Source organism: Methylibium rhizosphaerae (assembly GCF_006386545.1).
Classification (GTDB): Bacteria; Pseudomonadota; Gammaproteobacteria; order Burkholderiales; family Burkholderiaceae_C; genus Pseudorivibacter; species Pseudorivibacter rhizosphaerae.
Window position 1 is genome coordinate 1 of the sequence record NZ_SWAR01000032.1, and the last position, 13,744, is coordinate 13,744.

A 13,744-nucleotide genomic window follows, 5' to 3' on the forward strand; every position below is an offset into this window, starting at 1 on the left:
CACGCCGCTGGCATAGGCGTACACGAGCACCTTGACCATCATGGCCGGGTGGAACGGCTGGTTGCGCGGGCCGCCACTGTTGTAGCGGGCGTGGAACGCGCTCAGGTCCAGGCCATCGACGGCATCACTGATGAAGTAGGCCAAGTGCCCTTCGGGCAACCAGTCTTGCAACGCCTCGGGCAGCAACATCTGTTGCTGAGGTTCATACGGCAGGTAGCTCGCCATGGCGGCGCACTCTACGGAGCCGCCTTGGCTCGCGCATCAGTCACTGCCCGAGTGTGGCGCCGCACCCTCACCCCAGCCCTCTCCCGCACGCGGGAGAGGGAGTCGGTCACGCGCTGCTGCCGCGCACGCTCCTAGCCCTGGTAGCGCAGTGTCAACGAGACGCTGCGGCCACGGTTGACAGGCACGAAGCTGGTGTCGAGGGTGGGGCTGTACAGCCGCCTGTCGAAGACGTTGTGCACCGTGATGCCGAACGACCAATGCCCTTCGCGGCGCGTCGAGGAGACATCGAGCTGCGCGCCGCCGGGCACCCACGAGGCCGGCGACATCCCGTCGGGGTCGGGCGGCATGACCCAGCTGCCTGATTGCGCGCGCAACGCCAGTCCGATGCTCGTGCCGGTCACCAGGCTTTGAGGCAGCCGGTAGTCGGCCAGCAGGTGCATCGAGCGTTGCGGCGTCGCAAGAATGGGGCACCAGTAGACCTGGTTGGAGGCGGCGAATTGCTGCTGCCGCGTGCGCATCACGTTCAGCCCGATGGAAATGTCCAGCGCCGTGCCGGCGCGTCCGGCAAGCTCGAGTTCGACGCCGGTGGAGGCCTTGCCCGGCACGAGGGTCGGATGCATGTCGTAGCTCGAGTCGACGGTGAAGTACAGAGCGTTGTGCTGCCGCAGCCGATAGGCCTCGAGGGTGAGTGCCAGGCCTTCGCTCAGATCGAACTTCGTGCCGATCTGCTGCTGCAGCGACGTGCCGGGCGGCACCGCGAGGTTGTCGACGTCCTGCCCGGCGTAGAGGCTGGCTTCGATGGCCGCCTGCGCGCCTGCATACACCGTCACGTCGGGCAGCAGCCGGTAGCTGGCGCCTGCGTCCCAGCTGCGCCCGGCGAACTTGCGCTCGTCTGATGCGCCGAACCGCGTGTCCCGGTAGCGGGATCGCCGCATCGCCAGGCGAACGGTCGCATCACCGAAGCGCAGCTGGTCCTGCAGCATCACGCCCCGCTCGGCACTGAAGCTCTCCCCCATGTCCACCAGCGCGAGGCTGCCATGGTCCGGCGTGGACGCGAGTTCCGTCTGCCCCGGCTCGAAGGTTGCGGGGTCCGCGTACCAGCTCGCGGAGGTGTACTGCAGCACCTGCCGGTGATGGCGCAGGTCGGTCGCGACCAGCAGCTTGTGTTTCACCGGGCCGGTCTCCAGGTCGCCGAGCAGGTTCCAGCGCCAGGACTTCGCCCGTGCCTTGACCGCCATGCGCGCCATCTGTACCTCCGCGACGTCGGGGGCGTACTGGTAGCTGCGCATGTCGAACCCGGCGCGCTCCCAGCGCGCCCGGGCGCCGAGGCGCCATCGGTTCGACAGGCGCCACTGCACGTCCACCTCGGCGTCGTCGACGCGCGACCGCCGTCCGTCTTCGCGGGATACCGGTGCAGTCTCTTCCGGCGAGACCGCGTAGGTGGATGTCTCGTTGTCGAGGTGGTTCCTGGCCAGGCTTGGCGGCGGGTCCCGCCGTCGCTCGTGCTGCAGGGTCAGCGTGGTCGAGAGATCGGCCGTGCGATGGCTCAGGCTGCCCAGCATGCCGCCGGCGCGGACCGGCTCGGCGGCGGCTGCACGGTCGCGGCCGCGCGAGCCGTAGGCCACCAGTCGCCACAGCGTTTCGCCCTCGCCGCCGCCGACGTCGGCGTTCGCATGCAGGACGCCGCCGTCGCGGGAATCGAGCTGCAGCGATGCGCCCGGCTTCTGCCCGGCGTAGGGCCGCTTGCGAACGATGTTGATGACGCCGCCCCGGCCGTCTTGTTCCGTGACGCCGCCCACCGCACCGCTCGGGCCCTTGAGTATTTCGATGCGCTCGATGGCCGCGCTTTCCAACGGGACGGCCGTGCGATACGAACCCAGGCCGGACAGCAGGAGTGGTGCAGGGAAGCCGCGGACCTTGGTGGCGGACTCGAACCCCCATGTGCCGCCGCCGAACGACGTGACGCCGGTGGCGTAGCCGAGCGCTTCGAACTGCGTGCGAACTTGCGACGCGGCCAGCATGTCCTGCGTCACCACCGACACCGCCTGCGGCACGCGCGACAGCGGCGTGTCGTGCAGCGTGGCTGCGTCGCTCACCGTAGGCATGAAACCGTTTTCACTACCACCCAACGAAGGATCCGCCTTGGCCTGGATGACGACGTCCTGCAGTTCGACGGTGCGCGGCGCGCCGGCTTCCTGACGACCGGGCTGCGCCATTTCGGCGGCGAGCGCCGTCCTGGCTGGTGCCTCCGCACGGCTCACGCGCCTGACGGTCACGATCCCCTCGGCCGCAATGTCGGCTGCAAGGTCGCTGCCTCGAAGGGCCGCATCCAGCGCCTGGTCGAGCGTGAAGCGCCCGCGCAGCGCCGCGGTGCGACACCCTTCGACGAGATTGGGCTGGAACGAGATGATCACGCCGTAGCGCTGCCCTATCTCAAGCAGCGCGCTGGCGACCGGGCCGCTGCCGACCTCGAGCTCCAGGGTGTTCACCGGCTGTACAGCCGACGCCTTCGCGTGGATGGCGTGGGCCAGCATGGACAAGAGGGCCACTCGCGCGATCAGCCCGATGGCCGACGAGATGGCCCGGCCGCGCCCTGGCTCCCGGCCACGAGAGGCAGCCGCCTCATCGGAGGCTCGATGTCTCCTCGAGAGTTCCGTCTGCACGACCTTCCTCTGCATCGATGGGGGTTGCTGGATTGCCGGCAATGTTGCGGTGGGTTGGCGCCCCATGCTTGTCATTTCCCTGACGAATTCATGACGGTCCGATGCGGGTTGCCAGCGGTGGTCGCTTCGCGGTCATGGGCAGCACTTCGCCTGCGGCAAGCCGAGTGGCCTGCTTGCGTTCACGATGGGCCCCATTCGCCTGCGCCTGCGCTTGACGGGGCGCGACATCTTTGTGAAGCGGCATGAGGCACAAGCAAGCAAGCGGCTCGGCACCCCCGCAGATGAACAGGGCGCTCCTGGTCACGCGCGAAGTCGCGCCTGGCGAGATCGAATGGGCGGACGTCGCCACGTCCGCCGAGGAGGGCCTGCGGCTGTGGCGCCAGCGGCGGCACGCGCGGGTCGTCGCCGACTTCGGGCCGTTGCCCTGCGGGACCACGGGTACCCAGCTGGCCCGCCAGCTGCGGTCCGAGGATCCGCATGTGCTGCTGTTCCTGCTGTCGAGCCAGGTGCATCCGACACAGTCCCTGTGGGCGCGCCGAAACGGAGCCTTTGCGGTGGTGCCGAGGTCGCGCGAGTCCATCGCCGCCTGCCTGTCAGGCTGGACGTTGCAGGCCTGCACCAGCCGCCGCGCGAACGATCGGCCGCTCGACGAAGCGATGCTGGCAGCCCGGCGCAGCCTCGTGTCCGCGCTGTTGTCGGTGGGGCGCATGAACCCGCAGACACTCTCCGTGGTGGAAAACGCGCTGGCCGCGCTGCAAGGCGGCGGCTGGCGCGGCTTGCGCGAGGCTCCGAGCGGGCTGGCGCAGACCATCGCGCGGCGCATGCTGCCCAGGGAGCTGCGCACGACCCTGCTGCCGTGGGTTGCCGCGGCGGACGGATCGGCCGCGCAGCCGCTGCGGCACTGACGGCTGCGGCAGTGGCTCATTGACGGCAGCAGGGAGCGCGCTCGAGTCAGTGCACGAAGCGGCCGCCGGTGCCGATCATCGTCATCTCGACGAAACGCGAGCCGATGCGGCTGTCGTGCGAGAACGAGATGCGCGGGCCGCCGGCATCCCAGTTCGACAAGGTCTCCAGCGCTGCGATCAGCCTGGAGCGTGTGACGTCCGGCCCGGCCCTGCGCAGCCCTTCGACCAGCGTCTTGGCGGCGAGATAACCCTCCATGGAGCCGAAGCTCAGGCGCACTTCACCGGCCTTCTGCATGGCCTTGCCGTACTCGCGCTGCAGCGGCGTGGACTCGCCCCACGGGAACGGCACGACCTCCGAGATGATGACGCCCACGCCGGCATGGCCGAGCGCGTCGGCCAGCGCATTGCCGCCCACGTACGACATGCTGACGAACTGACCGCCGTAGCCCGCCTGGCGCATCTCCTTGATGAGGGCGGCAGCCGAGCCGTAGGTGCTGACCAGCACCACGGCGCCCGGCTTGGCCGCGAGCAGGCTCTTGGCGGAGGCCGCCACTTCCGTGCTGTGGCGCTCCACCGTCGCGGAGGCGTGCACCTTGCTGCCGCGCTTGGTCAGCGCCTTGGTCATCGCGTCCAGGCCGGCTTCGCCATAGGCGTCGTGCTGGTGGAAGACGGCGATGTTCTTGATGCCGGTGACGGTGAGCTGGTCGACGATGTAGTCCGCCTCGTCCTGGTAGCTGGCGCGCACGTTGAACACGTTGCGGTTCATCGGATGGCGAAACATCTCGGCCCCCGATGCGGGCGCGAAGAACGGCACGTGTGCGGCATTGACGAGCGGCAACGCGGCCATGGACGTCGTCGTGCCGACATAGCCGAACAGCGCAACGAGGCGGCCGTCTTCAAGAAACTCGGTGGTGTTCTTGGCGGTCTGCCGGGGGTCGTAGGCGTCATCCTTGGCGTGCAGCTCGATCTTGCGGCCGTGCACGCCGCCGTTGTCGTTCACAGACTGGAAGTACACCCGCGCACCGCGGTTGAAGTCCGTGCCCAGTTGCGCGGAAGGACCGGAGAACGGTGCCGACTGGCCGATCACGATGGGTTCCCCGTTGACCTTGTCCTTGGCCGTCGCGGCATGCGGGGCAGCCAAAAGAAGGGCTGCGCAGAAGAGTGTCGATGAAAGCTGCAAACGCATGGTGGATCTCGTTTCGTGGGGCCGGTCGTCTTGCCTTGCGACGACCGTCTTGAGGATGATCAAACATGCAGCCGATGCCCGCATGACCAACATTTGATGAACTTCTTACGGTTGTGATGCTTCGTCGGAAAGCGTGTCCTTTTCTGCAGGCATGCGGCATTTTTCGGGGAGGCGTCGCTTCGCAGTCGCGCACGTGTGTTCGTGTGCTTGACGCGCGTTGGACAAGAGCCGCGTCATGCTGGCCGCAGCCAATCAATCCACCGGCGAAGCAGCAGGAACCACCATGAGCACCCCCAAGGGCTGGCGCACGCTCGTCAAGCTGAAGGAGCGCCGCCTCGGCCAGCTCGACGAGGCGGTCAACGCATGCCGCCAGCAGCTTCGTGAAAAAGTCGACAACCTGTCGAAGGTGATCGAAGACGAGGCGCGCTGCCGGGCCGAAGAAGAGGCTCAGCGCGACAAGCTGATCGGCATGGCCTCCGCGACCCAGGGGTTCCGCGCCAGCGACGTGGTGACGCTGCAGCACCTGCTGGCCGACGCCGAGCAGCTGACCGTGGCAGCGACCCGCCGGGTTCAGCAGGCCGAGCAGCAGGTCGAGGCGGCACGCCAGCAGGTCAAGGCGGCCCAGGCGGCGCGCCAGCGTGGCGAGCAGCAGCTCGAAAGCTGCAGGCAGCGGCTCGAAGCCGCACTCCAGGCCATTCAGGCCGAGCAGGACGACCAGCAGGACGAAGAGGCCGAAGAGGCTTCGGTGGCGCGTTTGCTGGCCGCGCAGCGTGCTGTCGCTGCACACGCCGAGGCGGCTTGACATGGCGGTCGCAGGCGATCCCTTCGCGGGCACCGATGCGCTGATCCACCTCGGCGAATCGACCAAGAGCCTGCTCACGCTGCTGGCCCTGTGCAGCCTGCGCGGCTACGTGGCGATGCTGGTGCTGCCGGTCAGCAACGACCAGTTGCTGCAGGGCGTGGTGCGCAACGGCATCGCGCTCACCATCGGCATCTTCATCGCGGCGGGGCAGCCGCTGCATGTGGTCGACAACGTGCCCACCATCACGCTGCTGGCCATGATCGCCAAGGAAGGCCTCATCGGCCTGCTGCTCGGCTATGCGATCTCCACCGTGTTCTGGATCGCTGAGGGCGTGGGCGTGATGATCGACAACCAGGCCGGCTACAACAACGTGCAGCAGACCAACCCGCTGAGCGGCGAGCAGAGCACGCCGGTGGGCAACCTGTTGTCGCAGCTGGCGATCTGCGGCTTCTATCTGCTGGGCGGCATGATCGTGCTGGTGGGGCTGCTGTTCGAGTCGTACCACTGGTGGCCGCTGGACAAGCTGATGCCCGAGTGGTCGCAGCTGCTCGAACGCTTCCTGCAGGTGCAGGTGTCGAACTACATGCAGGCGGTGGTCAAGATATCGAGCGCGGTGGTGATGGTGCTGCTGCTCATCGACGTCGGCATCGGCCTCATTGCCAAGACCGCCGACAAGCTCGAGCCCAACAACCTGGGGCAGCCCATCAAGGGCGCTGTCGCGCTGCTGATGCTGGTCATGCTGGTGGCCGTCTTCTTCGAGCAGGTGAAGCCGCAGCTCGCGCTGCAGTCGATGGGTCGGGACCTCACGGCCTGGCTGAAGCCGCCGTCGCGCTGAGTGCGCGCGTCCGCTTCTCGTTCTCTCTTCTGTCAGCGAAAGATCAGCCCGCCGTCATGATCTTTCGGCGGGAAAGCTGCATCCTGCGCCTCGGCAGTCTGATCGACGTCAACTGCTGCGACTCCGGGCCTTCAGCTGTGCTGATCCTCTCCTTCCTCCAAGGGCCCGGCTTCCACCCCGGGGCCTGCCCCGGGGTTTCTTTTTGTCCCAACGCTTCGCTGCGCAGTCGAATGCTGCGCATCCGGATGCTGCGGGCAGCGGCAGGATTCATACGCTTGTAGCCATCCGAACAGGAGGCTATTTGATGGAACCAGCCATCGCCGCAGTGGCAAGGAAGAGGATTGGCACTGCTGCGCTGCCGCCGATGACGCCGGCGCAAGTCGATTTCCTCTCGCAACTGGCCACGCACCTGGGGCTGTCGCCGGCACAAGGCGCTGGCCTGGTCGCCCCGCGCCTGATCACCGGTCCGTCCGGCTTCATGTGCCGCCTCCAGCTCATGGACGGCCAGCCCGCCGTGCGTACCGAAACGCTCCTGCCGCTTTCGAGCGAAGAAGTGATGGGCGCCGAAGTGCGCCACGTGCTGAGCGTGCAGTCCCTGGTGCTGGCCGAACTCGGCTGGTACCTGGGTACGTCGTCCGAAGGGCTGCTGCAGATCGAGTCGCTCGCATGGATCGACAGCGCCCTGGATGCGGCCACGGCGCTGGACATCGCGGCCGGCCTGGGCACGGTCATGTTGCAGGCATTGCTGTACGGCGAGGCTGCGCAGCGAACCACGCTGCCCACCATCCATTGAGATGCAGTGCGTTTGGCTTCGCTTGCTCCCATGGCGTTTCGCATCCAGATAGGCGCCACGACTTGCATGGGCTGATGCTCCATTGCATCAGCGTTACTCGACCAACCGGAGACGATACAGATGTCATCTGTCGCTCACCAGAACACCCAGCGGGGCGCCTTGCTGCTCAAGCCGCACACCATGCTGTACCCGCCCGTCGCGCGCGCCGCGGAAGACATGTCCGCAGACAGCGTGCGCGAACTCAACGCCGGCATGGGCACCATCTGGAAGCCGGCCGCAAGCGTGCTCGATGGCAGTGATTCGCTGCTGTCGATGCGCTACTTCAGCATCCAGGCGCTGCAGTTGCGGCTGGGCCAGCTCATGCAGGGCCGCGGCGTCCTGCACGGCCCGGAGATCAACCTGTTCCTGAAAGGCCGGTTCGACCATGTCTACGTCGACACGGCGAACTACCGGCGGATCGCCGAAAGCGCCACCCAGGTGCTGGGAGACCCGCGCGGGCAGCCCTTGTACTTCGACGTGCCGGGCCAGCGGCTCGTGATCGACATGTCGCGCTGCTTCATCGCGGACTCTTCGCAGGCGACGCCGGCGGCAGTGCGCGGCGTGGTGGTCATGACGGAGTCGCCGCGATTCAAGGAGTTCATCGATCGCCACCGTTGTGGGCTGGGAGCCGACGCTTCGAACGCCCAGGTCGTGCTCGCCGGCAACACCTTGCAGGATTCAGCGCGCTGCGTGACACGCTACGTGCTCAAGGAACCCGCACTCCAGCTCACGCCGCCGGCGGAGCAGCTGGCCCGCGACGTCAGCGCCAGGGTCGTGGCCCGGGCGCTCCTCTCGGGTTCGGCCGGCGAGATGCAGGCCACTGTTGCTGCCTTCGCGGCGCGGTGGAAACAGGGGCTGCAGGCCACGTCGAAAGACTGAAGCCAACGACCTCACATGCCCCGCTGAGGGGCGCTTTTATCGACCACCGCAATCTTCACCAGGAGTAGTCATGGGTATCAGCAACGTAAACGTCAGTGCGAAGATCGACGGCCAGATGCGCCAGAACATCGACGCGTTCGAAAAAACAGGCAAGCCGCAAGGTCCTGCCCCCGCGCCCGCGGGAGGCGCTCCCGACGGAATTCCAACGGCCAGGGCTTCTGCATCGGCGGAGATGGCGCCGCGTGCTGCGCTCGGCCCGGCCGGTGGCCCCGGTGGCGACAAGACGCCCGACCTGGCGGCCATTACCCGGGAAACCGGCACCGAGGGCACGAGCAAGGCGAAGACCGATGCCGAGAACTCGATGAAGTCCATGGCCGAGATGACCGCGATCCAAATGCAGTTCACGACGCAGTCGGCCATCATCAACCTGCACAAGAGCATGAACGAACAGGTGGCCAAGGCGATCACGGGTATCGGCAAGGGCGTCGAGAAGGTGTCGCAGTAACGCATCTCTTTCGCTGCGCCGCTGCGGCGCGGCCCCGAGCAAGGCCCGCCCGTCTCGCGACGGCGGGCCTTGCCGCTTCTGCTCATCGCGCTTCGCCGCCACGCGATTGTGAAAGTGATGAGCAACGAAGAGAGGATTCGTGAGGATTTCGTAGAGAGGTTGTGAATCCTCAACCGGCGAGGCGAACCTAGCATCAACTCCATCGACAACGCCACTGACTGGCACCCCTGGAGTACCCCATGCTTTCGCTCGCACTGACATCACTGAGAGCCGTTTCGTTGCACCGCGACATCGCCGAGCTGGTGCTGGAGGGCGACTTGCCCGGCGCATTGCGCCTCGGGTGCGAGCGCATCGAGCGCCTGCCTGCATCGGACGAGGCCGCGCCGCAGCGCGCGGCGCTGGGCCAGCTGCTCGGCCGCGTGATGCTCGCCTGCGGCAGGGAAGAGGACGCTGAAGAACTGTTCCAGCGCCAGCTCAAGAGCTACGAAGCCATCTCGCGCCACATGGTGCGCTGGTACGGGTCGATCGACCAGGCCGCGATGCTGCTGCATCTCAACCGCCCGGGCCGCGCGCTCGAGTGCAGCGGGGCCGTGGCCGACGATGCCCGTGCACCGGTCGAGGCTCGCATTGAAGCCATGGTCCAGGCCGCCGCCGCGATGCACCGGGCGGGCGACTGCCGCAGCGCGCTGAAGTCGATCGACGTGGCACGCACGCTGGCCGCCGGGCTGGCCGACGAGCGCTTCGCCCAGCTGGTGGAGTGCGTGGCACTCGAGCTGTCGATGCTGCATCGCGAACGCGCAGGCGAGGCGCTGGACGACCATGCACTGGGGGCCGTCTTCAAGGAAGGCGCCGCGGAGCTGCTCGACAACGCGCTGCTGCACCAGCAGCTCGGCGCCGCGGCGCAGGCGGTGCAGTCCTGGTCTGCGCTGGTGGCGATGCGCATGCGCTTCCTGCAGCGCATGCTGTCGAAGGACTGTGTCGGCACCGAGGCCGCCGCGCGCGTGACCGATGCCATCGCGTGGCTGCGCGAGCGGCGCATGGCGGAAACCGAAACCCAGGCACGCATCGAAGGCGCGCTGATGCTGATCGGGCGCGGCGCGGCACGCGCGGCCGCCGACTTGCTGGCGCCTCTCACGTTCAACGAGCAGCAGATGCGCCGCAGCCGCCACGCACTCGAGCTGCAGTACTGCCTGGCCAAGCTCCACCAGCACCAGGGGCGCCACATCGATGCCTTGCGCATGTACCGCCACCACACGCAGCAGGCCGTGCAGGCGCTGCAGAGCTATGCCGGCGTGAGCCGCACCCCGGCCTTCCTGCAGCAGGCGGCGCAGGCCGACGCCGGCGACGCCGCCAAGATGCGCCTGCCGCTGCGCTACCGCCGCGCCTACCAGTACATGATGGAGCACCTCGCCGACGAGAACCTCTCGGTGCGCCAGGTCGCCGCCCACGTCGGCGTGACCGAGCGGGCGCTGCAGCTGGCCTTCCGCGCGCACCTGGGCGTGACGCCCGCCGAGCTGATTCGCACGCGTCGCGTCGAGAACATCCACCAGGAGCTGCAACGGCAGGCCGGCGATGCGGGCGTGCTGGAGGTGGCATCGCGCTGGGGCGTGAAGAACCGTTCCACGCTGGTCCACAACTACCGCACGCGCTTCGACGAGACGCCGACGCAGACGCTGCGCGGGGCGGCGGAAGCGGGAGGCATGCCGCCGGCGTGATCGCGCCGTTGCGAACGGCGACTTGTCAGCAAGGGAGATACCAAGAATGACCATCAACCGCATCGGCGCGACCGCGAATGCCAGGCCGGCCGAAGTTCAGAACACGAATGAGACCTCGCGACCCGAATCGCCGCGGTCGCCCGGCCATGCCGACCTGTCACCGAGGGTCTCGAATGCGCCTGCCGCGTCACCCCCCCGGGTGTCTCGGGAGTCCGTCCAGCAGGTCCAGGCCGCCACGAACGAGGTCAACGCCCTTCTGCAAGGCGGAGGAGCCGCGCTGCTGCAGCAAGGCGTGCAGGACGGTTTCCGCTCGCTGCCGCCCGAAGCCCGGGGCCTGGCCGTCCAGACGGCACGCCTCGTCGGCATCGGGAGCGCCGAGCCCGCCTCGCCGACGGCGCCACTGTCGCCGGCCAGTCTCTTGCAGCGACTCGACGCCGTGTCGGCGGCCGCTTCGCAGCTCTTCGTGGATCTGCAAGAGGTGAGGGAGTCCAGCAGGGTCATCGCCGCCAGCCTGGCGAAGACGCCGGTGGCCGATCTCCTGGCCAACAGGGAAGCCGTGAAGGAAAAGCTGAGCACGTGGGTGAACCAGACGGAGGCGCTGCATGAGCAGCTCAAGGCGGATGGCCCCACGGACCCCGCGACCATGATCGCCTTGGAGGCCCGCACGCAAGCGGCGGAATGCCAGGCGAAGACGCTGACTCGGATGGCCGTGGGCCGCCTCGGCCGCATGGCCTTCGACCTGACGGTCGGCGCGGTGGCCTCAACGGTGCGCCGGTTTCTCGGCACCTAGGTCGCGGCGCCGGGCGTCCGAGGGCGCCTGCGCATCGGCAGCGGTGATCTGCCACTGCTGGCTCGGCTTGCCGCTGTACGCCCGCTGGATGACGCTGCCGGCGGTGTCATGGAGATCTTCATCGAGGGCCTGGCCGCTGAGTCTCGAGGTCACGTAGTAGTGGCCGCGGCCGGTGCCATTGAGCTGCCACTTCTGCCAGCTTCCGCCGCTGCAGTCCCATTGCCGGATCGGCGTGCCCGGTGCGATCGAGGCGTCGGGCAGGTCCATGCACAGGCCGCTGCCCACGTTCGCGAACTGATACTCGCCGCCTGCGTTCTTCAAGGCCTTCCACTGCTGGAAGGACGTGCTGCCGCACGACTGCGCCTTGACCTTGGCGCCGCTGGCGGTGCTGGCACCTTCCACTCCGAGGCAGCTGCCGTTGCGCACCGACCTGAAGGTGACCAGCGAGTTGTTCGTCGGCCCCGGGCTCGCGACGACGACGCTGGCCGTCGGGGCGGTCCACAGCTGGCTGCTCGCACCTGACCAGGGCCACTGCTCCACGCCGGCGCGGCCGCCGGTGCCCGGACCCTTCAGCACCAGCTTGTTGTACCTCGACGTGATCGAGAAACGGCCCGCACCCTGGTCGGCCAGCGTCCACTTCTGGTAGGTGCCGCCGCTGCAACCCCATTGCTGCAGGACGGTACCGCTGGAGGTGGACCCGGCGGTCACGTCGATGCACATGCCGCTGCCGGCGTTGACCAGCAGGTAGTCGCCCGAGGACTCCTTCACGAACCGCCACTTCTGGAAGACGCTGCCGGTGCAGTCCTGGGCCAGCAGCATGGCGCCGACGGCGTCGCCCGACCCGCTGACGCCCAGGCACAGGCCGCCGGCGCCGACGATCGTGGACACCGGGTCGTCGCCGCTGTCGCTGGCTGCTGCCGTCGCTGCGACCCAGAGCAGCCCCAGGCCGGTCGCAACGCGGGCGAGCCGTTTCACCGACTCATGCATCCTTGCCCCCGAAAGTGAAAGAGTGGAGATGGGTTTGATGGCGCAATGGCTGCGTGCCGTCGCGCATCACGTCCCCTCAAGTGTTGGCCGCCGGGCCGCAGCAGTCATGGCGAAGGCATGACGGCCGCCTGTCGAGGCTGGCGACTGCCGTGATCGGAGTCACGCGAGCCGAGAGCCGGCCCGCGCGTCAGCGGCCGTTGTACAGCCGCAGGATCTTCTGCACGTAGTCCTGCGTTTCGCGATAGGGCGGGATGCGGTTGCCGTAGCGCTTGACCGCGCCTTCGCCGGCGTTGTAGGCCGCCAGCACCAGCTCGACGCGGCCGTCGAACATCTCGTGCAGGTCACGCAGGTAGCGCGTGCCGACGTCGATGTTGGTGGCCGGGTCGAGCAGGTCGCGTGCGGCGCCCACGCCATAGCGTGCGCCGGTGGCCGGCATGATCTGCATCAGCCCGAGGGCGCCCTTGGGTGAGCGCGCCCGCGTCTGATAGGCCGACTCCACGTGCACGAGCGCACCCACCAGGCGTGGGTCCAGCCCATGGCGGCGGCTGGCCATCGTGACCATGTGCTGCAGGTGCGGTGCTCCCAGCTCCAGCGCAGGCGCGCGCAGCGGAAAGCTGGCGATGAAGGGTTGCTGCACGTCCGGCAAGCCGGGCAGGCGGCCGTCTGCCCGCAGTACCGGCTCGCTGGCGGCCGGCTCCTGCGTTTCGAAGGCGCTGCAGCTGCGCACGGCGGCGCTGAAGCGCACCGACAAGTCCTGCATGGCCACCCGTTGGGTGCCGTCGAGCATGTCGCAGCGCCAGCGCACGGCGGCCTCGCTGCCGGTGCCGATGGACAGCGCGGTCAGGCAGGCGGCGTGCCAGAGAGTGCGACGACGACGGCGGTCCATGGCCGGTGGCCGCTCAGTTGGCTGCAGCGCGCAGCTGCGCGAGCTCTTCCGTGGCAGAGGCCAGCAGGGCGGCAACTTCTTGCGAAGTGCGCTGGCTGGTGGCCAGCAGCGAGGAGAACTCGTTCAGCGCGCTGTGGAGGTCCAGCTCGGCGGCGCTGCCGGCCGGAGCGACTTGCGGCTGGGGCACCGCGACGTCGGTCGCGGCGATCTCGCCGCCGCACAGCAGCGTATGCACGCGGTGCAGCTTGAGCGCGATGTTGCCGACGATGCGAGTGCCTTCCTCGTCCTGCCGGGCATTGCCGACGACCTTGATCTCGGCCATCAGCACGTTGAAGCGCTCGATCTGCTCCTGCACTGTGGCCTGCACCGTCTGCAGCGATGCGAAGAGGTCGGTATAGCCAGCCATCGCGTTGGCGGCAGATTGGGCAGCTTGCATGAAGTGACTCCTGTTGGTGGTGACCGCCGGGCGGTCGATCGGTGATCCGGTGCACGCCGTCGCGGTACGTGGCGGCCTGTGCATGCGGCAGTGTTGGC

14 protein-coding genes are annotated in these 13,744 nt (G+C 68.1%); 8 read left to right on the forward strand and 6 right to left on the reverse strand.

The annotated features are described in order from the left end of the window. The coding region (locus tag E8D38_RS20355) for a transposase (protein WP_140634969.1) at positions 1 to 225 on the reverse strand (225 nt) is incomplete at its 3' end. Between the two features lie 131 nt (positions 226 to 356). Continuing rightward, entirely contained in the window at positions 357 to 2,759 is a 2,403-nt protein-coding gene (locus E8D38_RS20360) for a TonB-dependent siderophore receptor (protein WP_181179296.1), read from the reverse strand. Positions 2,760 to 3,169: 410 nt separating this feature from the next. On the opposite strand from E8D38_RS20360, the gene E8D38_RS20365 reads away from it, so the two are divergent. Further along, positions 3,170 to 3,793, forward strand: a complete 624-nt coding sequence (locus E8D38_RS20365; RefSeq protein ID WP_140634973.1) for a response regulator — start codon at positions 3,170 to 3,172, stop codon at positions 3,791 to 3,793. 46 nt (positions 3,794 to 3,839) lie between these two features. On the opposite strand, the gene E8D38_RS20370 is transcribed toward E8D38_RS20365, so the two are convergent. Next, entirely contained in the window at positions 3,840 to 4,934 is a 1,095-nt protein-coding gene (locus tag E8D38_RS20370) for an ABC transporter substrate-binding protein (protein ID WP_246099584.1), read from the reverse strand. 328 nt (positions 4,935 to 5,262) lie between these two features. On the opposite strand from E8D38_RS20370, the gene E8D38_RS20375 reads away from it, so the two are divergent. From E8D38_RS20375 to E8D38_RS20405, 7 genes are all read left to right on the forward strand, one after another. Beyond that, the gene (locus tag E8D38_RS20375) at positions 5,263 to 5,781 is read left to right on the forward strand and encodes a type III secretion protein (protein WP_181179298.1); all 519 of its coding nucleotides are present in this window, start codon (positions 5,263 to 5,265) and stop codon (positions 5,779 to 5,781) included. Position 5,782: 1 nt separating this feature from the next. Next, positions 5,783 to 6,616, forward strand: coding sequence for a type III secretion system export apparatus subunit SctT (gene sctT, locus E8D38_RS20380; RefSeq protein WP_246099585.1), 834 nt, complete (start codon positions 5,783 to 5,785; stop codon positions 6,614 to 6,616). Between the two features lie 304 nt (positions 6,617 to 6,920). Further along, entirely contained in the window at positions 6,921 to 7,409 is a 489-nt protein-coding gene (locus E8D38_RS20385; RefSeq protein ID WP_140634979.1) for a hypothetical protein, read from the forward strand. 120 nt (positions 7,410 to 7,529) lie between these two features. Continuing rightward, the gene (locus E8D38_RS20390) at positions 7,530 to 8,327 is read left to right on the forward strand and encodes a hypothetical protein (protein ID WP_140634981.1); all 798 of its coding nucleotides are present in this window, start codon (positions 7,530 to 7,532) and stop codon (positions 8,325 to 8,327) included. Between the two features lie 70 nt (positions 8,328 to 8,397). Further along, positions 8,398 to 8,832, forward strand: a complete 435-nt coding sequence (locus E8D38_RS20395; protein WP_140634983.1) for a hypothetical protein — start codon at positions 8,398 to 8,400, stop codon at positions 8,830 to 8,832. A gap of 239 nt (positions 8,833 to 9,071) precedes the next feature. After that, positions 9,072 to 10,547, forward strand: a complete 1,476-nt coding sequence (locus E8D38_RS20400; protein WP_140634985.1) for a helix-turn-helix transcriptional regulator — start codon at positions 9,072 to 9,074, stop codon at positions 10,545 to 10,547. A gap of 46 nt (positions 10,548 to 10,593) precedes the next feature. Further along, on the forward strand, positions 10,594 to 11,337 hold the full coding sequence (locus E8D38_RS20405) for a hypothetical protein (RefSeq protein ID WP_140634987.1): 744 nt from the start codon (positions 10,594 to 10,596) through the stop codon (positions 11,335 to 11,337). Here the strand turns inward: E8D38_RS20405 and E8D38_RS20410 are convergent. The 3 genes from E8D38_RS20410 to E8D38_RS20420 form a co-directional block, all read right to left on the reverse strand. Beyond that, a complete protein-coding gene (locus E8D38_RS20410; protein WP_181179300.1) occupies positions 11,308 to 12,312 on the reverse strand; it encodes an RICIN domain-containing protein in 1,005 nt (334 codons plus the stop codon). The two genes, E8D38_RS20405 and E8D38_RS20410, sit on opposite strands and share 30 nt — an antisense overlap. A 199-nt stretch (positions 12,313 to 12,511) precedes the next feature. After that, the gene (locus tag E8D38_RS20415) at positions 12,512 to 13,210 is read right to left on the reverse strand and encodes a lytic transglycosylase domain-containing protein (protein WP_246099586.1); all 699 of its coding nucleotides are present in this window, start codon (positions 13,208 to 13,210) and stop codon (positions 12,512 to 12,514) included. A gap of 13 nt (positions 13,211 to 13,223) precedes the next feature. Beyond that, entirely contained in the window at positions 13,224 to 13,646 is a 423-nt protein-coding gene (locus tag E8D38_RS20420) for a hypothetical protein (protein WP_140634991.1), read from the reverse strand. Positions 13,647 to 13,744 lie beyond the last annotated feature (98 nt).

Coding starts and splice junctions, on each gene's coding strand:
- E8D38_RS20415 (WP_246099586.1), bottom strand. CDS start 13,210: ATGGACCGCCGTCGTCGTCGCACTCTCTGGCACGCCGCCTGCCTGACC.
- E8D38_RS20405 (WP_140634987.1), top strand. CDS start 10,594: ATGACCATCAACCGCATCGGCGCGACCGCGAATGCCAGGCCGGCCGAA.
- E8D38_RS20395 (WP_140634983.1), top strand. CDS start 8,398: ATGGGTATCAGCAACGTAAACGTCAGTGCGAAGATCGACGGCCAGATG.
- E8D38_RS20390 (WP_140634981.1), top strand. CDS start 7,530: ATGTCATCTGTCGCTCACCAGAACACCCAGCGGGGCGCCTTGCTGCTC.
- E8D38_RS20385 (WP_140634979.1), top strand. CDS start 6,921: ATGGAACCAGCCATCGCCGCAGTGGCAAGGAAGAGGATTGGCACTGCT.
- E8D38_RS20365 (WP_140634973.1), top strand. CDS start 3,170: ATGAACAGGGCGCTCCTGGTCACGCGCGAAGTCGCGCCTGGCGAGATC.
- E8D38_RS20400 (WP_140634985.1), top strand. CDS start 9,072: ATGCTTTCGCTCGCACTGACATCACTGAGAGCCGTTTCGTTGCACCGC.
- E8D38_RS20420 (WP_140634991.1), bottom strand. CDS start 13,646: ATGCAAGCTGCCCAATCTGCCGCCAACGCGATGGCTGGCTATACCGAC.
- E8D38_RS20360 (WP_181179296.1), bottom strand. CDS start 2,759: ATGCTGGCCCACGCCATCCACGCGAAGGCGTCGGCTGTACAGCCGGTG.
- E8D38_RS20375 (WP_181179298.1), top strand. CDS start 5,263: ATGAGCACCCCCAAGGGCTGGCGCACGCTCGTCAAGCTGAAGGAGCGC.
- sctT (WP_246099585.1), top strand. CDS start 5,783: ATGGCGGTCGCAGGCGATCCCTTCGCGGGCACCGATGCGCTGATCCAC.